At 61.6% G+C, this 18,611-nt stretch carries 19 protein-coding genes and 1 pseudogene; 6 read left to right on the top strand and 14 right to left on the bottom strand.

The window, feature by feature from the left end; translation table 11 throughout:
* The 11 genes and pseudogenes from A37U_RS0137405 to A37U_RS0137355 form a co-directional block, all read right to left on the bottom strand.
* Nucleotides 1-420 (bottom strand): IS110 family transposase (locus tag A37U_RS0137405; RefSeq protein ID WP_476707430.1); only part of this gene is annotated, 420 nt, incomplete at its 3' end.
* Nucleotides 421-647: 227 nt separating this feature from the next.
* Nucleotides 648-941: pseudogene (locus A37U_RS0137400) on the bottom strand (transposase); the annotation flags it as partial.
* A gap of 62 nt (nt 942-1,003) precedes the next feature.
* Complete coding sequence (locus tag A37U_RS0137395; RefSeq protein WP_020501782.1) at nt 1,004-1,531, bottom strand: suppressor of fused domain protein; 528 nt, start codon at nt 1,529-1,531, stop codon at nt 1,004-1,006.
* Nucleotides 1,528-1,959 carry an ankyrin repeat domain-containing protein gene (locus A37U_RS0137390; protein ID WP_020501781.1) on the bottom strand — a complete coding sequence of 144 codons (432 nt, stop codon included), beginning with the start codon at nt 1,957-1,959 and terminating at the stop codon, nt 1,528-1,530. The genes A37U_RS0137395 and A37U_RS0137390 overlap by 4 nt, the downstream gene beginning before the upstream one ends.
* The gene (locus tag A37U_RS0137385) at nt 1,943-2,176 is read right to left on the bottom strand and encodes a GH-E family nuclease (protein WP_020501780.1); all 234 of its coding nucleotides are present in this window, start codon (nt 2,174-2,176) and stop codon (nt 1,943-1,945) included. The genes A37U_RS0137390 and A37U_RS0137385 overlap by 17 nt, the downstream gene beginning before the upstream one ends.
* A 7-nt stretch (nt 2,177-2,183) precedes the next feature.
* Nucleotides 2,184-3,170 (bottom strand): putative T7SS-secreted protein, encoded by a 987-nt coding sequence (locus A37U_RS48910; protein WP_020501779.1) that lies wholly within the window; start codon nt 3,168-3,170, stop codon nt 2,184-2,186.
* 8 nt (nt 3,171-3,178) lie between these two features.
* Nucleotides 3,179-3,793, bottom strand: coding sequence for an integrase core domain-containing protein (locus tag A37U_RS50690; protein WP_476707429.1), 615 nt, complete (start codon nt 3,791-3,793; stop codon nt 3,179-3,181).
* Between the two features lie 202 nt (nt 3,794-3,995).
* The gene (locus A37U_RS0137370) at nt 3,996-5,174 is read right to left on the bottom strand and encodes an acyl-CoA dehydrogenase family protein (protein WP_026198024.1); all 1,179 of its coding nucleotides are present in this window, start codon (nt 5,172-5,174) and stop codon (nt 3,996-3,998) included.
* A 139-nt stretch (nt 5,175-5,313) separates the two neighbouring features.
* Nucleotides 5,314-6,099: an enoyl-CoA hydratase gene (locus A37U_RS0137365; protein WP_020501776.1), complete on the bottom strand. Its 786-nt coding sequence runs from the start codon at nt 6,097-6,099 to the stop codon at nt 5,314-5,316.
* A 94-nt stretch (nt 6,100-6,193) separates the two neighbouring features.
* Nucleotides 6,194-6,994 carry an enoyl-CoA hydratase/isomerase family protein gene (locus tag A37U_RS0137360; RefSeq protein WP_026198023.1) on the bottom strand — a complete coding sequence of 267 codons (801 nt, stop codon included), beginning with the start codon at nt 6,992-6,994 and terminating at the stop codon, nt 6,194-6,196.
* 183 nt (nt 6,995-7,177) lie between these two features.
* Nucleotides 7,178-7,831 (bottom strand): nitroreductase, encoded by a 654-nt coding sequence (locus A37U_RS0137355; protein WP_205623110.1) that lies wholly within the window; start codon nt 7,829-7,831, stop codon nt 7,178-7,180.
* 364 nt (nt 7,832-8,195) lie between these two features.
* Between A37U_RS0137355 and A37U_RS0137350 the strand changes: the two genes are divergently transcribed.
* Nucleotides 8,196-9,761: an aldehyde dehydrogenase family protein gene (locus tag A37U_RS0137350; protein WP_040589773.1), complete on the top strand. Its 1,566-nt coding sequence runs from the start codon at nt 8,196-8,198 to the stop codon at nt 9,759-9,761.
* A gap of 672 nt (nt 9,762-10,433) precedes the next feature.
* Here A37U_RS0137350 and A37U_RS0137345 read toward each other — a convergent pair.
* On the bottom strand, nt 10,434-11,585 hold the full coding sequence (locus A37U_RS0137345; protein ID WP_020501772.1) for an acyl-CoA dehydrogenase family protein: 1,152 nt from the start codon (nt 11,583-11,585) through the stop codon (nt 10,434-10,436).
* Nucleotides 11,586-11,694: 109 nt separating this feature from the next.
* Between A37U_RS0137345 and A37U_RS0137340 the strand changes: the two genes are divergently transcribed.
* The gene (locus A37U_RS0137340) at nt 11,695-12,498 is read left to right on the top strand and encodes an alpha/beta fold hydrolase (protein ID WP_020501771.1); all 804 of its coding nucleotides are present in this window, start codon (nt 11,695-11,697) and stop codon (nt 12,496-12,498) included.
* 91 nt (nt 12,499-12,589) lie between these two features.
* On the opposite strand, the gene A37U_RS0137335 is transcribed toward A37U_RS0137340, so the two are convergent.
* A complete protein-coding gene (locus tag A37U_RS0137335) occupies nt 12,590-13,180 on the bottom strand; it encodes a TetR/AcrR family transcriptional regulator (RefSeq protein WP_020501770.1) in 591 nt (196 codons plus the stop codon).
* Nucleotides 13,181-13,599: 419 nt separating this feature from the next.
* The gene (locus A37U_RS0137330; protein WP_205623109.1) at nt 13,600-15,357 is read right to left on the bottom strand and encodes a carotenoid oxygenase family protein; all 1,758 of its coding nucleotides are present in this window, start codon (nt 15,355-15,357) and stop codon (nt 13,600-13,602) included.
* Nucleotides 15,358-15,373: 16 nt separating this feature from the next.
* Here A37U_RS0137330 and A37U_RS0137325 point away from each other — a divergent pair, with 16 nt between their 5' ends.
* The 4 genes from A37U_RS0137325 to A37U_RS0137310 all read left to right on the top strand — a co-directional run bounded on the left by A37U_RS0137325 (nt 15,374) and on the right by A37U_RS0137310 (nt 18,549).
* Complete coding sequence (locus A37U_RS0137325) at nt 15,374-15,856, top strand: PaaI family thioesterase (RefSeq protein ID WP_157183283.1); 483 nt, start codon at nt 15,374-15,376, stop codon at nt 15,854-15,856.
* 145 nt (nt 15,857-16,001) lie between these two features.
* On the top strand, nt 16,002-16,145 hold the full coding sequence (locus tag A37U_RS52345; RefSeq protein ID WP_169527009.1) for a hypothetical protein: 144 nt from the start codon (nt 16,002-16,004) through the stop codon (nt 16,143-16,145).
* Between the two features lie 111 nt (nt 16,146-16,256).
* Nucleotides 16,257-17,441 carry an acyl-CoA dehydrogenase family protein gene (locus A37U_RS0137315; RefSeq protein ID WP_051111835.1) on the top strand — a complete coding sequence of 395 codons (1,185 nt, stop codon included), beginning with the start codon at nt 16,257-16,259 and terminating at the stop codon, nt 17,439-17,441.
* A gap of 67 nt (nt 17,442-17,508) precedes the next feature.
* The gene (locus A37U_RS0137310) at nt 17,509-18,549 is read left to right on the top strand and encodes a hypothetical protein (RefSeq protein ID WP_157183281.1); all 1,041 of its coding nucleotides are present in this window, start codon (nt 17,509-17,511) and stop codon (nt 18,547-18,549) included.
* Nucleotides 18,550-18,611 lie beyond the last annotated feature (62 nt).

The following is an 18,611-nucleotide window of genomic DNA, read 5'->3' as shown; positions in this document are numbered from 1 at the left end:
GCGAGTGCGCTGAGCGACAAGGTCGCGGCGGTAGCCGACGATTAGCTTGACCTCGCGGGTCGGTCCATCAAGCTCGGCGACCGGCAGGTCAGGCTGACGCAACGCCGCCAAAGCCACAGCCTCGGCGTCGATGGGGTCCGACTTGCCCGGCTGGCGTGCACCCCGTCGAGCACCAGCCATCAACCGGGNCGGAACGCGGACGACTCGGTAGCCGGCGGTGAGCAGATCGCGTTCGAGACGGCGAGTTAGATGACGGCAGTCCTCGAGCGCGAACGCGACCTCGTCCCACTGAGCAGCCCACTGCACCAACGCGAGATGGCCATCGCTGGTCGCAGCAACGGTCTTCTCACCGACCCGCCGGCCGACGTCGTCCAACGCGACGACCGTGTGGGTGCGCTTGTGGGAATCGGTTCCGATCATGACCATGCGGGGCGGCTCCAGAGCTCGGGCGTCGAAGAACGGGACTACACCGAGCAGCGCGGGCACGCCTCAATCGGGCACGAGCGCAGGCTCCTATCAAGCCACGTCGCTGCTCAGAGCACGCCCGGCGGAGCCGCACATCGCCGAAAGGCCACCGGTCTTGCGGCTGGGGCAGCGAAGAAACGAGCGAACCCCGCCGAGCAAGATCAGTTTGTCATTGACGCGAAGAAANCCGACGCNNNCTTCAGGATCCCGTTGGCACGCTTGAGTTCCGCGTTCTCCCGACGTAACCGCNTCAGCTCCGCGGACTCCTCACTCGTCGTTCCAGCGCGTTCGCCAGCATCGGTCTGGGACCGCCGCACCCAGGCACGCACCGTTTCACCCGAACCCACACCGAGTAACTCCGCGACCGCCGTCATCGCCGCCCACTCCGACTCATGCTGCCCACGAACCTCGGCGACCATCCGCACCGCCCGCTCACGCAACTCCGGCGGATACCGCCGCGACCTGTCTCCAGACATGAACCCATCCTTCCCAAAGACTCAAGTCTCCGGACACGCCGGGGCGATTCAGCTTGACGTTGCTAGCTGGTGGAGCGGGTGACGTCGAGCAGGTCGGGGTCGGTGGTTTCCAGGTGTTCGAACAGCGCGTCAACACCGTCTCGGTTGGCCCGCTCGATCTCGGGTGCGGTGAGTGGGATGAGGGTCAGTAGTTCGGCTTGGACTTGCTGGTTTTGGTCGAAGACGATGTTGAAGTCGTCTTCGAAGTAGGGGTGGCTGGTGGCGATGATCCCGGTGATCGCGGTCGCCTCGAGGATGGGTTGTTCCCCGGCGACGATTTGCTCGGAGACGAGCCCGCGGGCGCCGTCGAGGACCATCTCGGTCATGGTGCGCACCAGGAACGCAGCCGCCCCGTCTTGCTCGTGCTGGACCGAACACACCAACTCCTGGGGATACACGGCGGTGATCGGTGCGTCGGTGAGTCCGTGGGTGGCGAAGCTGACGAACTCGGGCCGCTCGTGGCGCCAAATGTTCACCGGGCCAACGGTGTCGACAACGGTGGGCTCGCCGAGATGTTGGGTCATGTGGTTGTCGATGTCCTGAGAACTCATGCGTTCAGGATCTCCAGCAGTGCGGGCGGAAACTCGAACTGGGCGGCCGCCATCTCCGCCGCAGTGCCGAGCATTTCGTCCTCGATGGTGCGGTCCGCACCCCGTTGGATCAACAGCTTGATCACAGCGCCGTCGGGCGAGAGGTGCCACCGCGACACCGCGAGGTGCAATGGGGAAGCGACAGCATCCGCCTCGGCGTTGATGTCCGCTCCAGCATCGAGCAGGGCCTCGGCGGTATCGACAGCACCTTCCTGGACGGCGAAATGAAGCGGCGTGAACCGTCCACGACGCTCCCGCAGGTCGACCTCCACACCGGCCGCCAGCCGGGCTCGGACGGCATCCACATCACCGTCGCCCGCCGCGTAGTGCAACGGGTCGCGACCGTAGCGATCGAGCTTGGTTGCCGTGGCGTCACTTGGGTGCTTCATATCTGTGGCCTTGGTTCGACTGCGGAGTTTGGATCTGGTAACGGTTCGGATCGTTCTGATCTTCAATGACTCTGCGGCGATCGTACCCGTTCGCTTCGGCTTCTTGTTTGTAGCGCCACCACTCGTTGTTGAAGGCATGCCCGAACTGGTACTTGCCCTTCTCCGGAACCGTCATCCCGTTCGGATCGGGGCGCCCCGTGTCTGGATTGACCTTCACCAAGCTCCTATCCGGATAGCGCTGTGCCGGAATGACTTCCCGCGGCGACGACACCGAGCAGATGAAATCGCCGTCCCTGTTCCGCGTCGCACGACGAATGATGTCCCGCTTGGTTTGCGCGCGTAGCTTGACCCGACGCCGGACCGGTTTGTAGACGTATTTGGCTTCTCGGGAGCACTTTGGACAGGGCTTCGGTGGCTTTTTCGGCGGCTTCGACACCGCGGCTGCCCCATTTGGTGATCTTGCCGACCTGGGCGGCGTAGCCACCGAATGGGACCGCGGCGGCCGCGGTGGTGTAGGCCTCGTTGTCGCGGCCTTCGGATTTGAGCCAGTTGGCGTGCAGGCCGTCGATCGCGTCGCCGAGAACGGGCACGAACCCGGCGACGTCGAGGACGCCGTGCGCGATGCTTTCCCCGGTGCTTTCACTGGGTTTCGGTGCCCCGTTGGCGAGGTCGTTGAGGGCCTGGGCGCTGCGATCACCCACGGTCTGGAACTGCTGGCGCGCCCGGTCGAGGATCTGGCGTGCGGCCTGGCGTTCGGCCTCGCCGGGATCGGTGAACGGGGGAGGAGTGACGCAGACCTGCCCGCCGCTGGCCTGGGTCTGCGCGTCGGCGTCGGCCTGGGCCTTTTCGTGGTCGGCCTTGGCCTGCGCGGTCAGGGCTTCGCCGTGTTTCCAGCGCGCGATCGCCTCGCCAGCTTGTCCCTGTGCCCAGGTCAAACAGTCCGCGACCGATTGGACCGCGGTGACCGCCGCATCGAGGCCGTCCGCGGTCTGCAGCCACTTCGGCAGCTCCACATCCGCGGCTTCGCGCCAGCTGTCATGCGCCTTCCCGGTCCACCCGCCGGCGTCGATGCGCTTGAGTGCTTGCCCGTCGGTATCGACATTGCTGGCCCGGTCGCCCAGTACCCGTGCGTTCTCGTAGATCTTGGCCGGTTCACCGGGGATGAGTTGTTTCGGATCCTCGGTCTGCCCGAGTTCTTTGCGCTCAACCACGACGGTACCTAGATGTGCTGCTTCCGTTGATCGTTGACGCCCTGGGGGTGGGATTGGGTCTTCTGTAGGAGCCTTTCATACGGTGTCTGGCCGTCCAGGCTGCCGTGGGGGCGATGATAGTTGTAGTAGTCCTCCCATTCCTTGAGTTTCTCGTTGAACGTACCGATGTCGCCGAGGACGACACCGTCGAGCAGGCGGTGGAACTCTTCGGCGTCGATGCGGTGGGAGCGTTCGACCTTGCCGTTGAGCCGCGGGGTGGCGGGACGGATGTAGACATGACCGATGCTCTGGTCGAGCAGGTGCCAGTGAAACGCCGACTGGAACTCGGCTTGAATGTCGGTCTGGATCTTCTCTACCTGGAATGGCAGTCGAGACAGCACGAAGTCCAGAAACTGGATCGCGGTCTTCTGATCGGACCGAGGGTAGATCCGCAGGATCCGCAAACGGGTGCAGTCATCGATCGCGGTGTACTGGTAGAACCGCTTCTTCCGACCGGTGTCGGTCATGATCGGNTCGACGNACTTGACGTCGATCTGCAACTGGTGGCCAGGTCGTTGCTTCTCATACCGCTTCCACCTCTGGCGGTGGCGCTTGTAGCGCTGGGAGGCAGGTAGCCGGCTCATGCCCNGGCGCTTGAGGATGCGATAGATCGTGGATGCGCTGATCTCTTCCGCGTGACGAAGAACGGCCAGACGCCGGTTCGCGCGCCTGACCAGATCCTTCTCACTCCACACTCGCTCAGCCATGGGCCTCCCCTTGATCAGGAACCCAGACTGTCAACAACCTCAGTCAGTTTTAGACCTAGAGTCGGCGACAGACTCCCTGTCAGTACGAGCGAGGTAGGTGCAGTGAGTGTTCGGCCACGAAATTGAGGACCATCTCACGGGATACAGGTGCGATGAGCTGGAGTCGGGCGAGCCACCAGTAGCTGGTCAGATCGTATTCCAAGGCAACGCCATTGCCGCCATGGGTCTGGATGGCGCGGTCGAGGCAGAATACGCCCGCCTCGGCGGCGGCGAGTTTGGCGATGTTGCTGCTCTCGCCCGAGGGAAGGCCGGCGTCGTAGAGGGATGCAGCTCGCTGCATCATCAGCTTCGCCTGTTCAAGTTTGATCTTCGCCTCGGCCAATGGATGCGCGATCGCCTGATGGGAACCGATCGGTGCCGACCATACATTCCGTGAACGGGCATATTCTACCGCTTTTTTCAAGGCGTACTCTCCGATACCCACGGACACCGCAGCCGAAAGGATCCGCTCGGGGTTCAGGCCGTCGAAGGCGACCCGAAGGCCGTCGCCTTCCATGCCGATAAGCGATTCCGCCGGCACCTCGACATCCTCGAAGAAGAGTGTGAACTGCTTCTCGGGCTCCTCGAGCGCGGTGTCGATCGGCTGGCGACTCAGCCCTGGCGCGTCGGGATCCACCATCAGCAGAGAGAGCTTTCCGCGGCCGCGCTCGTCGCGACCTGTCCGGGTGACAAGAAGCAGCTGATCGCATTCGTCGACACCGGAAATATAGTACTTCTGTCCGTTGACGATATACTTTTCACCTTCGCGCCGCGCTACCGTTGATATATTGTGCGAATTCGATCCGGCATCCGGTTCGGTCAGTCCGAACGAAAACTTCAGATCGGCCGATGCTATTCCTCGGAGCCATCGATCCTTTTGCCCCGGCGTGCCATGGCGATTGAGGATCGTTCCGATGATTCCGGGAGAGACCAGTAGTTTCAGTAAAGGGCAGCCGGCCGCGGCTGTCTCCTCCAATACGGCGGTGAGCTCCAGGAGTCCGCGGCCCGATCCGCCGTACTCTTCAGGCAGATGTACTCCTAGGAATCCATTCTTTCCTAGCTCCTGCCACAATTCGAAGGGTGACCTTCCTTCGGAGTTGACCCGCTTGTAGTATTCTGGGCCGAAGTCGGATGTGATTCGAAATACTGCTTCGCGCAGCATCTTCTCTTCATCGGTTGGCGTCAACGGAAGAAATCCACCGACCGTTGTCTCATGCATGAGTGCTACCTCCCTGTGTCGGTGAGCTTGTATTGGTACTTCAAAGTTCCGAAAAACGAGTTCTCCAAGCCGTCCAATGACTCGGGGCTGCGTTTTCAGCGGTGATATAGCGGTGTCAGCGGCAAATACCGACGTCGATTCAACGTCCGGTCCACTGCGGTTTTCTGTGTTCGATGAACGCACTCATACCTTCGACACGGTCCTCTGTGGCATAGGTGAGCTCCATGAGTCGGCGTTCAGCGGACATTCCGGCGCTGAGGGTCGATTCCTCGGCTGTCAACACAGCCCGTTTCGCCATCCGCACTGCCAGCGGAGGCCTGGCGGCGATCTCTTGTGCCAGCTCGATCGCCGCGGTTCGCCAGAGGTCTGCGGTGACGATTCGGTTGACGAAGCCGAGTTCAGCCGCTTCTGTCGCGCTGACCCGCTTACCGGTGAGGACCAGCTCCATCGCTCGGTGCTTGCCGATCGTGCGGGCCAGCCGCTGGGTCCCGCCGCCGCCGGGCATGATCCCGACGTTGATCTCCGCCTGGGAAAAGACTGCTGTCTCGGACGCGACAACGAGGTCACAGGCCAGAGCGAGTTCACAGCCACCACCGAGTGCCCATCCGGAGACGGCGGCCACGAGCGGCACCTCCAGCGCGGCGAGCCGGAAGTAGAACTTGTTGGACGCCTGAGTGAGGACCGTTTCCAGCGTACGGTCGCGCATCGACTTGATATCCGCACCGGCCACGAACGCCCGGTCGTGGCCGGCGATGACCACGGCGCGCACTCCTCGATCATTATCGAGCTGCTCGAGCTTCTGGGTCAGTGCGAGCATCAGCTCGGGAGACAGTGCATTGAGCGCTTCCGGTCGATTCAGCTGTACCAGTGCCGTATCGCCGTGGCGCTCTTCGAATACGAGTCGACTCGAATCGTTGGTGTCCATTTCTGGCCTCTTGGTGTGGTTCCGTTGCCTGTCGCTACCGGAGCGATCGGCGCGGAGAGACTGTCACGACCGCTTCATCGCGAATTCCGACTGACTAGCGCCCTTGGTATTGTCCTTGCCGCCTCCCCTTGAACGCCGCGATGCCTTCGAGTACGTCGGAAGAAGCGAGTGTCGCTTCCTCATAGGAGAGCGCAGTTTCCATCACTTCCTCGGCGCGCTGCTGGGTGAGCCTGTTAAGTGCCCGCTTGGTACCCTGAACCGCGAGCGGAGGCAAATCCGCGATGCGCCGCGCGATCCCGCGAGCTTCCGTCAGCACCTCTCCGGGATCGTCGACCAGGTCTGTCACAAGACCGAGCGCGTAGGCGGTCTCGGCGTCGAGTGGATCACCGGTCAGCAGATGCCGGCGCGCACGGACCATTCCGGCGGCGGCGGGCCAGACCAAACAGCCGCCGTCACCTGCTCCGAGTCCTATCCTGACATGGCTGTCGGCAAGGCTCGCGTTTCGCGACGCGACGATGACGTCGCCAGCGAGAGCGATGGTCGCTCCGAGTCCTATCGCAGCACCTTGCAGTGCGATGACCACGGGTTGAGGTAGCGCAACCAGAGCATTGATGAGCCGTCGGGCCCCTTCGGTAGTGCGTCGCCGCCGGTCCGCATCCTCGTTGGCCGCACGGATGAATTCGAAGTCGCCGCCGGCGGAGAAGACCTTACCTTCGGAGCCGAGGAGTATCGACCGAACGTCCGTTTCCTCCCGGAGTCCCTCTAACACCCGGACGAACTCGTCGTGGAGTGTTTCGTCGAAGCGGTTGGACAGTTCGGGACGAGTGAGCGTGATCTGAAGTACACGGTCGTTCCGCGCAACTTGTAGTGCCGTGAACTCTGCAGTGTCTAACACGAGCGGATAGTATCCCGATTTCAATAATGAGGTCAACGATCGTTCACCTAATTTTGGGCGGTCATCACGTACCCCGTTGATTGCGTCCGAGGGCCCGATGAGTGGCGTTCGAGCGTGGACACGGGTGACGGGCGAGGCGTCCGCCGTTTTCGTCGAGGATCGGTGAGCGGACGCCCGGGAGCGTCATTCCCCGTAGACGGTAGCGACCTCGTCGATGGGGGCTCGAGAGGTACGGAATCCGTTCACGGGGTGCTGTTCGTCGGAGTAGCCGAACGAGATGCCGCAGACGACTTTACGGTCAGCGGGCAGTTCGAAGTAGTTCCGAAGAAATGCAGAGTACATGGCAATGGCCGCCTGCGGAACCGTGTCGAGGCCGAGGCTCCGTGCGGCCAGAAGGAAATTTCCGACATACACGCCGCAGTCGACGGCTCCGTAGACACCGAGCGTCTCGGTCGTGGTCACGATCGCCACCTGCGGCGCGTCGAAGAACTCGAAGTTCTTCAACGTCTGGCGCCGCGATGCCTCCCGATCGTCCTTGGCGATACCGAGGCTCTCGTACAGTTGCCACCCGCACTCGCGGCGCCGTTGCTGATAGACCCCCGTGTATTGCTCGGGAAACGGAAAGTCGGGGCCGTCTGAATCTCCCGAGTGATCGCGTAGTGCCGCGCGGAGGCGATCGGTGGCCGGTCCTCTGGTGATCACGAGTTGCCATGGCTGGCTGTTGCACCACGAGGGGCTCTGCTGCGCCATCGTGAGCAGCTGTTCAAGTACGTCCTGGGGTACGAGCTTGTCCAGGAACCCGCGACAGCTGTGTCGTGCCGCGAGAAGATCGTCCACGACGGTGGCCGGATCTGCTTCCACGTCTGTCCTCGCTCTCGGCTCGGTGTGCTGGGTATTTCGGCAAGAGCGCTGCCGTGGCGGCTTTGCGCTCGGCGCGCCCCGGGCGCCTCTGTCAGAGTGAGCGCTCGGTGGCATGGTAATGGTTGTTCACTAGTTGAATATCGTCTAGCTGACCGTAAATGCTGGCGCAGAAGTGCATATCATGCCCGGCCTTCCTTGCAAGTGAACGATCGGTTGCGCGACTTATATCGAAGGGGTAGCTTGGATGCCTACGTATCCCGTGGTGGGCGCAACATCGTCGTAGGTGGTACCGCAGCGGGCGTCGCCGTCCGAGTCGCACGTGTTGGAGAAGGGCGTTTAAATGAGTGCCGACGTGAACATGTCTGCTGGATCGACGGATACCGTCGATCACGGGAAAGTTGTTGTTCGGTGCCCCGCGGACGGCAGTGTGGTGGGCTCCGTTCCTGCGATGAGCACTGCGGAGGTCGCCGATCTTGCCCGGCGGTTGCGGGCCGCGCAGCCTGAGTGGGAGCGCCTGGGGTCGGAAGGTCGGTCGAAGTGGCTGTACGCGTGGTGTGACTGGATCCTGGACAATCAGGACCACCTGCTTAGGCTGGTGCAGCTCGAGGGTGGCAAATCCTGGGGTGACGCGTCGATAGAGGCCCTTGCCTCCACCCAAGCGATCAAATACTTCGCCGACAACGTCGCCTCGTTCCTCGCCGACAAACGTCCACGGCCGAGCGGATTGCCGAACAAAGTCAAGCGATTGCGTGTCAGGTACCGTCCGCACCAGCTCGTCGGAACGGTGATGCCGTGGAATTATCCGCTCGCGATGCCGATGCTCGATATCCCGGCAGCACTCGCGGCGGGTGCCGCGGTGCTGTCGAAGCCGTCCGAGGTCACGCCGCTGGCATGGCAGGCGGCAGTCGAAGGCTGGAATGAGATCGGCGCACCGCCGGTTCTCGGATGCGCCACTGGGCGGGGAGAGACCGGTGCGGCCGTCGTGGATCATGTCGACATGATCCAATTCACCGGGTCCACGAAGACGGGCCGTATGGTGGCCGCGCGCGCCGGAGAACGGCTGATTCCGTGCAGTCTCGAGCTCGGCGGCAAGGACGCGATGATCGTCCTTGCCGATGCAGATCTGGAGCGTGCCGCTAACGGTGCGGTCTGGGGCGGGATGTTCAATTGCGGTCAGTCATGCACCGCGATCGAGCGTGTCTATGTCGAAGAGGCCGTCTACGACGAGTTCGTGCGTCTCGTGGTCGAGAAAACGGCGAGGCTGCGCCAAGGGATGGATGCACCGCACAGTTTCGAGGCCGATATCGGTGCACTGGCCAATGAAGCACAGCGTGAGATCGTTCAGCGGCAGGTCGCGGATGCGCTGGAACGCGGAGCGCGCGTATTGACGGGAGGACGAGCGGCAGCGGGCGAGGGCTGCATGTACGAGGCCACCGTTCTAGTCGATGTCGACCACTCGATGGCGTGTATGAATGAGGAGACTTTCGGCCCGACGTTACCTATCATGAAGGTCGCTGATCAGGATGAGGCGGTCCGTTTCGCCAATGATTCGGCTTACGGTCTCTCGGCAAGTATCTGGACGAAGGACCATGAAGTAGCTTACGAACTCTCGCAGCGTCTCGAGGTCGGAGCCGTGAATGTCAACAACGCGATGTTGAACGTCTTCCAGTTTCCCGTTCCACATTCAGGTTGGAAGGACTCCGGAGTCGGTGCGCGTTTCGGTGGTGAGCAAGGTGTACTGAAATACTGTCGTGCTCAGGCCTATGTCACGGATCGGATCGAGGCCAAGTCCGAGCTCCAGTGGTACCCCTATACCCGGCCGATCGGACGTTTGCAGGCGCGGATGGTCAATCTGTTGGCGGCCCGGGACTGGCGTCGTCGCCTCGGACGTTCAAGCGGCCGTTGAGTGGTTCGTCGCCGATCTGCGAGGTCTTCGGGACCTCCGGCCGATGTCACGTCGCCTGACCCGGCTGGTGACGTTTCCTGGGCGGTAGTTGAATGGTGAATACTGCCAGGCTTTCCAGGGAGCCTCGTACTCGGATTCGCGGTTGACGAGGACTGTATCGCGGTTAGAAGTCGAGACGGATTTCGTTCAGGTTCGTGATTCCGGACATCGCGTCGACAAGAGTGTGGGTGCGCCGGGAGTAGCCTTGCTTGTTTCCGGTCGGTGTGAGCGGCTGCTCGGCGAGTGTCTCGGTGATACCAGGGGTAACGGTAGACCGTGGTGTTGCTGGGACTGCTCGTTTGCAGGCTGCCGGCGGTGATCAATCGACTGGTTTCGGCTTCGATGGCGGCCTGCTCAGCGACCCGAGTAGCGGCAATTCAATAGTGTCGCTGACCGGTGGCCGGGTTGGAGAGCAGAGGTTTCCGCCCACGAGCCGTAAGCGCATCGAAACGACGCTTACCAGCGCTGGCAACGCAGCGGTCACTACACCGGCTCCCGTCAGTCTGACCGCCCACGCCGTCGTCTCTGCTCCGCTTGGCTGCCAGCCATACCAGCTTCCGGACCGGCTCTTGGCTGGTGAACGGATCGCTGAACATCTTGCCGGAAGTGCCGATCGGATTCCGGTAAGGCGCCTCACCGTAAGCCGTAGGTGCTCGAGATGATTTCACGTTGAATCTCATTGGAGCCAGCGTAGATCGTGGCGGGAACCGCTCTGCGCAGGTGAGCTTCCATCCCGTACTCCGTGGCATAACCATAGCCGCCCATGAGCTGCACTCCCTCCAAGCTGACCTGTTTGGCCACCTCGGTCACCTTGACCTTGGCCATCGAGGTCGCACGCACGAGTTCTTGGTCAGCTTCGACGGCCGCCGCAATACGTACGGCCGTGTCGTAGGTTAGTGCGCGAGCGGCTTCGATTTCGATGGCCAGATCGGCGATCCGATGGCGGATGGCTTGGAAGCCGCCGATCGCCGAACCGAACTGATTGCGTTGTTTGACGTAGGCGAGCAGATCGTCGAATGTACGTCGCGCCATTCCTACCCCTTGTGCGGCGCAGACCAGGCGCTCACCGTTGAGCCCCGCCATGATTTGGTGCCAAGCACGTCCCGGATCACCGACGACATCATCCTCGGGAACTATCACATCGGTGAAGAACAAGTCATTCACCTCTCGGCCGCCCATCGTGTCGATAGGACGGATCTCGAATCCCGGTGAGCTGGTCGGGACCAGGAACATCGTGAGGCCTCGATGGCGTTGTTCTGACCGCTCAGTACGTGCGACCACCAGCACATTGTTTGCGAACTGGGCATCCGAGCACCAGGTCTTCTGCCCATTGAGGCGGTAGCCGCCGGATACTTTCTCCGCTTTGCAGGCGATTCCGGCGGCATCCGAACCGGCCTCGGGTTCGGATATGCTGATGGACATCACTGAGCCGGCGGCGATAGCTCCCAGCGCCTTCTTTCGCTGCTCTTCGCTTGCGGAACGTTTGAGGATACCGCCCACGGTGTGGGAGCCTCCTGCTCCGTGGACGGGAGCGAGTCCATACCACAGTTCCTCGAAGAGCAACACCTGTTCGATGGTTCCGCCCCCGCTGCCCCCGTACTCCTCCGGGATCGAAACCCCGAGATAGCCGAGATCCGCAAGTGTGGAATACAGCCGCGGACTGTGTGCCTCACGGCCGTTGTCGGTCAGTGAATCGAGTTGCTCTCGTGTTCCGCATTCACGACGGCAGAATTCTCGGACAGCTTCGGCGAACTCGCCCTGTTCCCGCGTGAACCTCGTGAGCACGGAGCTCTCCTAACTTTATGAGCCGATATGTCTCAATAGTATGAACCTGGCGCTGTGTCTGTCAATGAACCGTGGGAACGATCGTTCACGTTAGGCTAGTCTGTGCATCATGACTTACATTCAGGTTGATACCAGCGTTCGCCTGTTCGCTCAGGACATCGGTGAAGGACCTGCCCTGGTCCTCATTGCGGGGTTCGGCCTCGACCATCGGGTATGGGACCGTCAGGTCACGATGCTGGCTCGTGACCACCGAGTGATCTGTGTGGACCAGCGTGGTCATGGCTACTCCGACAAGCCGCTCGGAGGCTATGAGGTGGATCGTCTGGCCTATGACCTGCACCTGGTATTGGATAAGCTCGGAGTCGAAAGGTGCGATCTTCTCGGGTGGTCGTTCGGTGGCCAGGTTGCTTTCCGTGCCGCGGCCGAGGAACCGGAACGAGTGAACAGCCTCGTGCTCGTCGGCTCGAATGGCGTCCGCGCGAGCAGAAGCACGGAGTTTCCGTTCGGTCGTTCGGCAGCCGATGTCGAACCTGCGCTCGTCACCGCAGAGGAACGAAACAGGTTAGCCGCCCGCCGAACAGCCTTGGCGGGCGCGTTCCAGCGTGATGCTGAACCGGAGCTGCTCGAGTGGCTGGTGGGCTGTTCGCTCTCGATGCCGTCCTGGGCAGGGGCGGCGTGCTATCACACGATGCTCAACGCCGACCTGATAGCGGATCTCCCTCGGGTCACGATGCCCGTGCTGCAGTTGATCGGTCGACAGGACCCGGTGCACTCCGCGAAAGGTGCACGATGGGTCAATGAGCGCCTGCCCGACTCTCGGCTCGTGGAATTGGACGACTGCGGGCACTACCCGATGTTCGAGGCCGCCGATCGATTTGACGAAGCACTGCTCGAATTCCTGGCGGCGCCCTGATTTCCTACCCGTCCGACTCGTCGGGCAAAGGGAGACCCTACCGCCTCACCGGGATCACTGGCGGCGAAGGCATGTCTGCCGACGGTGACGCTCAGCTGGGAGCCTTGTCGTTGCGATTTTCTTGCCCGATCGGAGTGGCCAGACCGTCCAAAGCGGCACGTGCCAGGTTGGTCAGCAGTGGCTGGAGCCGTTGCGTCCGCTTGGCGGCTGGGGGGCGCGTCGCGTCAGAGCTGATCAGTGCATGCATCGCCCGCACCGTGGCGACCAGTTCATCTTGGTCGTGACCCGGATAGCATTTGTCCAGGCACGAGATCCACCGTTGCATATACCGACGTTGCCGTCGAATGACGTGTCGCCGGTGTGACTGGTGGAGCGCGTGTTGCTCACGCATCCAGATACCTGCAAGGCGTTCGTGACGCATCGCGAACTCGACGTGCGCGTCGACCAATTGCTCGAGTTCCGCGGCCGGATCGTCCAGCGGCTCGCCGACGCGGACCAGCAGGCTGTCGGTGATCTGGTCGAACAGTGCGGACAGGATTTCGTCCTTACTGTCGAAATGGCGATAGATCGCCGACCCTGTCACTCCCGCGGCCTTACCGATCGCGTCCACCCCAACGCCGTCGAAGCTTCGCTCGAAGAACAGTTGCTCGGCGGCTTCCAAGATGATCTGCTCACGTGACACATCATCAGTATACGGACGGAGCATCCGTTCACATAATGCTGCGTGCCATTCCCTCAAATGGGTGCTCACCATCACTGATGCGATGGTCGCTCGAGTATTGAAGGAGTGAACGTACGCGTACTGTCCCCGTGGTTCCCCAAGGCAAGGGGTGGGTCCATATGGACGCGCCGCGTACCGCCGGATGGGGTATCGATCCGATACAGCTGGCGGGAATGGTGCCGGCTGCACGCACACGTCGCTTCGGGTGCCACCCTCGCTGCTGCTCAGGCCGGGGAAAGACGAGTGGTGAGAGCCCCGGTCGTGTTCACCGGATACCGATTCGGGTGGCCGAGCGCGAAAGAAGATGGGGTAACGGTGCTGGTTCGATGCAACAATGACCGGCAGACTCCGATGACTCGCGGCACGACCGGGGCTACTGCTCAGCGGAAGTCCATCCAATGGCCATGTGGTGTCCAGCCCAGCATGAACGGCAGTTCGATCCGGCAGATCGGCCCTTTGGTGATGTCATAGGTGTCGAAGATCTGGTATTCGCCGCGACGCTCGCCCCACCAGGACACCGGCACGATGATATAGCCGTCGCCTTCAGGGGAGTCGGGGGAGCGGGGTGCGAAAGTCGCTTCGAGTACCGCGGCCGGCTCGTTCGACCGAATCTGGTACTCCTGGTCGGAGAGGGTGTCCATATCGGTGACAACCAGGCTGTTCATCGACATGCCTTTGCGCTTGACGACACCGCCGACCTGGAACCCCCAGCGGTATCCTTTGCCGTAGTAGCGTTCGTCGACTTTCGGTAGCTCGGAGGGGCGGTCGGAAAGCTGCTCCGACTTTGACGTGCCCGATTTGAGGTCGATGATCCACCGGCCGAGAAAGCTCTTGGCGATCGAGAAGAAGAGCGCGACGTCATCGCCTTCGGTGAAGTCCTGTTCGAAGGGAAACGGCGGGCGGTTGAATATCGGCGCGTCCAGGATGAGCCGGTCACCGTCGACGTTCGCTGACATGGTGTGCATGACATATTGTGCCGGCAGGTCCGTTGTGATCCACCGTACTTCGCCGTGGATGTCGTGGCGGGGAATCAGCGCGAGCACGATCGGGAGCCGCTCGTCCCAGCCCCAGATGCCGAGCTTCTTCTCGGTGATCTTCTTCTTGTCGACGGTGAACGGTTGCCACGGCATGACGATCCATTCCGATGTCAGCCAGATGTCGTGCGCGACCGTGTTGTACGGAGCGCCCTCGAGATCCCGTGAATCGACGGTGCCATCGGGATGCACGACGTGCAGTGTTACGTGCGGGGCCGTGTCCCGATAGGCCCAACCATAAAGCGTACCGGTGTCGTGGTCCCACTTTGGATGCGCACTGAAACCACCATCTCCGTAACACGATTTCGGGTGCAGCCCCTCGGAGAGGTTGGGCGACCACGAGACGATACCGCGGGTCTCCAGGGTGATCGGGTCGACGGCGATCGGCGGGCCGCCCTGCTCACTGGATGCCAACATCTCACCCGCGAAAGGGAAGATGTTGATATTCGAGGTTCCTTGTGGAACGCCGCAGTTGAACCGGTCTCGCTCGACGTCACCGTAGGCGTGGTCACGCCAGTCGCCGAATCCGCCGTCGGTCCAGGCGAACATGCCCTGTTGATGGCGTTCCTCGAGCAAGTACTTGGGTGTGCGAATCCACCGGTTGCGGAAATCAGCACGACCGTCGCGGATGACGAGTCCTTGAACCATCCCGTCCATCGACAGCAGTGGGTTGTTGCCCTGCTTCGTCGGTCGCTTCCAGGTAGGACCAGTGCGGTAGAAGCCGCCGGCGAGATCCTTGGGAATCTCACCATGAGCGACAATGCACTCCTCGACCGTAGCCTCGAACCGCATGGGCTGGAACGGGCCCTTTAAGGCATTTTCCTGGGGAAGTGGGTATCCCATGAGCTCTCCTTCATCGACACCGGCCCCTGATGAATCCGAAGCCAGTGGGTTTGTTGTGGCGCTGCAGTACTCAGCCAGAGGACGACCAATCGAACCGCCGAGGGCAATTGTAAACGATCGTTCTTTCCGTGTGCTGGCATCTGAAGCGATCTTGGCCACCAGGTGATCGCCTGAGTGTACTATCAAGTAACAGTTCAACGATGACAATGCTGTCGACGCGACGGCGAACTCCTCCCTGATGTGAACGACCTGTCGCAACATGTATAGGATGATGGCTGTGAGCTACAGCGTTGACGAGGCTGTCGCGGCGCCTTACGGTGGGTCGGAAGAACAGTGGCTGGCGTGGGCAAACGGGATGCCTGTTTCTGCGCGTATTGGGCTACGCTGTCACCGAATCGAGGCCGGTCGGGCACATTTCCGCCTCGCGGAGTCGGATTGGCCGCTCAACGCCAATGGCGCGATTCATGGCGGCATGGTGGTCGGGTGCGCGGATCATTGCATGGGGCTCGTCGCTTCGACCGTGCTCGACAGTGCGCACGTTCCGGCTACCGGGACCATCAACGCGGACTTCCTCCGACCTGCCCTACCTCCGCTGACCTTCGAGGCCGTCGTGGACCGTTCGGGGAGGACGCTCGTCTTCGTCGCGGTGACCGTGTACGAGCGGAGTGGAAAGGTGGCCAGTCGGGTCACTGGCGTCATGGTCACTGACGGGGCCTCACGCTTCGCGCCGCCCGCGGTCGCTCGAGTGCCCGGCGACTGAACAGCACAGTCTGTGAGTGTGCGATCCGTTTCCGCCCGAGAGGGGCGTACCGCACCCTCGGATCGGCTTCGATGAGCGGCCCAGCGTGGACTCTGCGGTCATTCCGGGGCGAAGATTCGTACCCCGAGCGGCGAACAACGACATCATGAAAGTAAACGAACGCTCCTGCTTCAGTGATCAAAACCTGCGCATGACGACTGTTGAGGCGCAACTCTATGCTGTTGAGAGCGATTTTGTGCTGGTGGCGAGAGTCATTTCATCGGGCTTGGTGCAGTTCAAGCACGGATAACGATCGTTGACATCGCGGCTGGCTTGTTCCATGATCTCTGGAGGCAGAACGCATCCGGCAGCGTGCTCTGATCCGGCTGCGGGCGTCGATGATGGCAGGGAGGCCGAGGACATGAAGAGCTCAGCGCCCGAGGGTTCCCGTGTCCTGCGGTCTCGTGGGTCCGAAGAGGAAAACATGCTACGGGAAGCGGTGTCCGGGATCGCCGCCGAGTTCGGTCCCGTCTACTATCGCAGAGTCTGCGCGACCGGTGCACCCGCACGGGAGTTGTGGGAAGCATTGGCGGAGCGTGGTTTCCTCGGCGTGCACTTGCCGGAGAGGTATGGCGGCGGAGGGCGCGGACTGCGTGAGTTGACCGTCATCATGGAGGAGACTGCCGCATCGGGCTGTCCGATGCTGTTGCTGATGTTGTCTCCGGGAATCATCGGCATGATCGTGAACCGACACGGTACCCCGAGACAGAAAGACCGGTGGTTACCCGGAGTGGCTGATGGCAGTCTGCGCTTCTCGTTCGCGCTGACCGAACCGGATGCCGGCTCGAACTCGCACAATATCTGCACCACGGCCAGGCGCGAAGGGGATCGGTATGTCGTCAATGGACAGAAGTGTTTCATCTCGGGTGCGAACGACTGCGATGAGATGATGGTCGTGACCCGAACCGGCTCGAGTGGGGAGCAACGGGGAAGGTTCACGATCCTGATGATCGACCCGAAGAGCCCCGGACTGGCGATGCAACCGGTTCCGGCCGCTCCCCAGATACCGGAACAGCAGTTCACCGTCAATTTCGACGATGTCCACGTTCCGGTGGAACGCCGAATCGGCGACGAGGGCAACGGGCTGAGGGTGGCGTTTGACGGGATGAACCCGGAACGAATCTTGTCCTCGGCCCTGTCGTCGGGAATAGGGAGATGGGCGCTGAAAAGAGCATGCCAGTACGCTCGCACGCGCCGAGTCTGGCCGTCCGCCATCGGTGCGCACCAGGCGATAGCCCACCCACTCGCGGAAGCTAAGGTTCGGCTTGAGCAGGCGCGGCTGATGACGAACAAAGCCGCCGCTCTCTACGATGCGGGTTCGTCTGTAGGTGAGTCGGCCAACATCGCCAAATTCGCGTCAGCCGAGGCCGGGGTGTTCGCGCTCGACCGGGCCATTCAGACCCATGGCGGGAACGGAGTCGCCTCGGACTACGATCTGTCCAGCTTTTGGTTCCTCGCTCGGCTGCAACTCATCGCACCTGTCTCGCGGGAAAGTGTTCTGAACTATGTAGCAGAGCATTCATTAGATCTTCCTCGCTCGTATTGAACCTCGACGTAGGTCCACGACGTATCTGACCAACAGCTCTGTCAGGTAGAAATAAAAAGGGATACCGATGCAAAAGATGCACTTCCAGACTTATCCGGACCCGGTGACTCTCGAATCGCTACGGCTCGACCACTCACCGCGTGACGGAATGGCAGTGGTACAGATCTGTTTTTATGCCGTTCTGACCGGCGAGTCCGGTACTCGTTACAACATCATGCGGGCCTTGCCCCATCCGGGCACCGGCACTTCGATGAACTTCGGCACCTACCAGGGTACTGATGAACTGGACGAACCGGGTTCACTGCTGTTTTCGTTCCGGGAGGCGCCCGCCATCGAACAGTACTGGACGACCTACGGTGATCAGTCGGTCGTGTTCGAGGGGGACTCATTCCACTACGAGCTCGGTCTCGATGGCTACCATTGGACCGACGCCAACGGCCGGATTGATGTACAAGCGGAACGGCTGGGGCAATCTTTCAACTTCTACATTCCGCGTCAGGAGTTGTTCGAGTACCCGATCTTTTTCCGTGACCATCTCGGCAAGGTGACCGGAACCATCGACGGAGACAAAGTCGAAGGAATCTTTCACGACACTCACATGTACACGGAGCCAGGCAAGACATTCCAGGAAATCCAGTTCACGAGTCTGCTGGAAAACTTCTGGGCAGATTGGCTGGTCGAGTATTCGGACGGATCGCTCGAAGGGGGATTCGCGATGCGCGGCCACCCGGAAACCGGGTATACGATCGCGCACCATTATGTCGATGGGCGCAGTCATGCTCGTTCGGATGCCACTCTCGAGATCTCACGTTCGGAGAAAGGCACGATGCAGCAGGCTCGGATCAAACATGGGAAAGAGTTCGAGGTCGTGCTCGACCAGCACGGCTCGTTCGACTGGCCGTTGCACACCTATGGCACCGTGACGTCAGTTTCGCGCGCGGACAAAAAAGTGGTCAAGAGCTGGAACTACACTGAGAACTGGCCACGCAACTGGGGCGATCTCGAACGGTACCAAATCGCCTACGCGCAGCTGTTCGGCCGCTATCCGTCACTGCGAGGGATCTTGGAGAAGTCGACGGTCGTGGATGAGCGCCTGGAATTCAGCTGAACGACGGCCCTCGGATCGAGTCGAGTGGACAGGAAATGTGCCGCCCAGCCACTCATGGCACT

Source organism: Sciscionella marina DSM 45152 (assembly GCF_000379465.1).
GTDB classification, from domain to species: Bacteria; Actinomycetota; Actinomycetes; order Mycobacteriales; family Pseudonocardiaceae; genus Sciscionella; species Sciscionella marina.
Note: the sequence above shows the minus strand (reverse complement) of the source record. Positions and strands in the feature narration are given on the sequence as shown.

Bases quoted from the DNA above. Each gene is read 5' to 3' on its own strand.
- A37U_RS0137330 (WP_205623109.1), bottom strand. From the start codon at position 15,357: ATGTTGCGACAGGTCGTTCACATCAGGGAGGAGTTCGCCGTCGCGTCG.
- A37U_RS0137370 (WP_026198024.1), bottom strand. From the start codon at position 5,174: ATGCATGAGACAACGGTCGGTGGATTTCTTCCGTTGACGCCAACCGAT.
- A37U_RS0137340 (WP_020501771.1), top strand. From the start codon at position 11,695: ATGACTTACATTCAGGTTGATACCAGCGTTCGCCTGTTCGCTCAGGAC.
- A37U_RS0137365 (WP_020501776.1), bottom strand. From the start codon at position 6,099: ATGGACACCAACGATTCGAGTCGACTCGTATTCGAAGAGCGCCACGGC.
- A37U_RS0137310 (WP_157183281.1), top strand. From the start codon at position 17,509: ATGCAAAAGATGCACTTCCAGACTTATCCGGACCCGGTGACTCTCGAA.
- A37U_RS52345 (WP_169527009.1), top strand. From the start codon at position 16,002: ATGAAAGTAAACGAACGCTCCTGCTTCAGTGATCAAAACCTGCGCATG.
- A37U_RS0137315 (WP_051111835.1), top strand. From the start codon at position 16,257: ATGAAGAGCTCAGCGCCCGAGGGTTCCCGTGTCCTGCGGTCTCGTGGG.
- A37U_RS0137350 (WP_040589773.1), top strand. From the start codon at position 8,196: ATGAGTGCCGACGTGAACATGTCTGCTGGATCGACGGATACCGTCGAT.
- A37U_RS0137390 (WP_020501781.1), bottom strand. From the start codon at position 1,959: ATGAAGCACCCAAGTGACGCCACGGCAACCAAGCTCGATCGCTACGGT.
- A37U_RS0137395 (WP_020501782.1), bottom strand. From the start codon at position 1,531: ATGAGTTCTCAGGACATCGACAACCACATGACCCAACATCTCGGCGAG.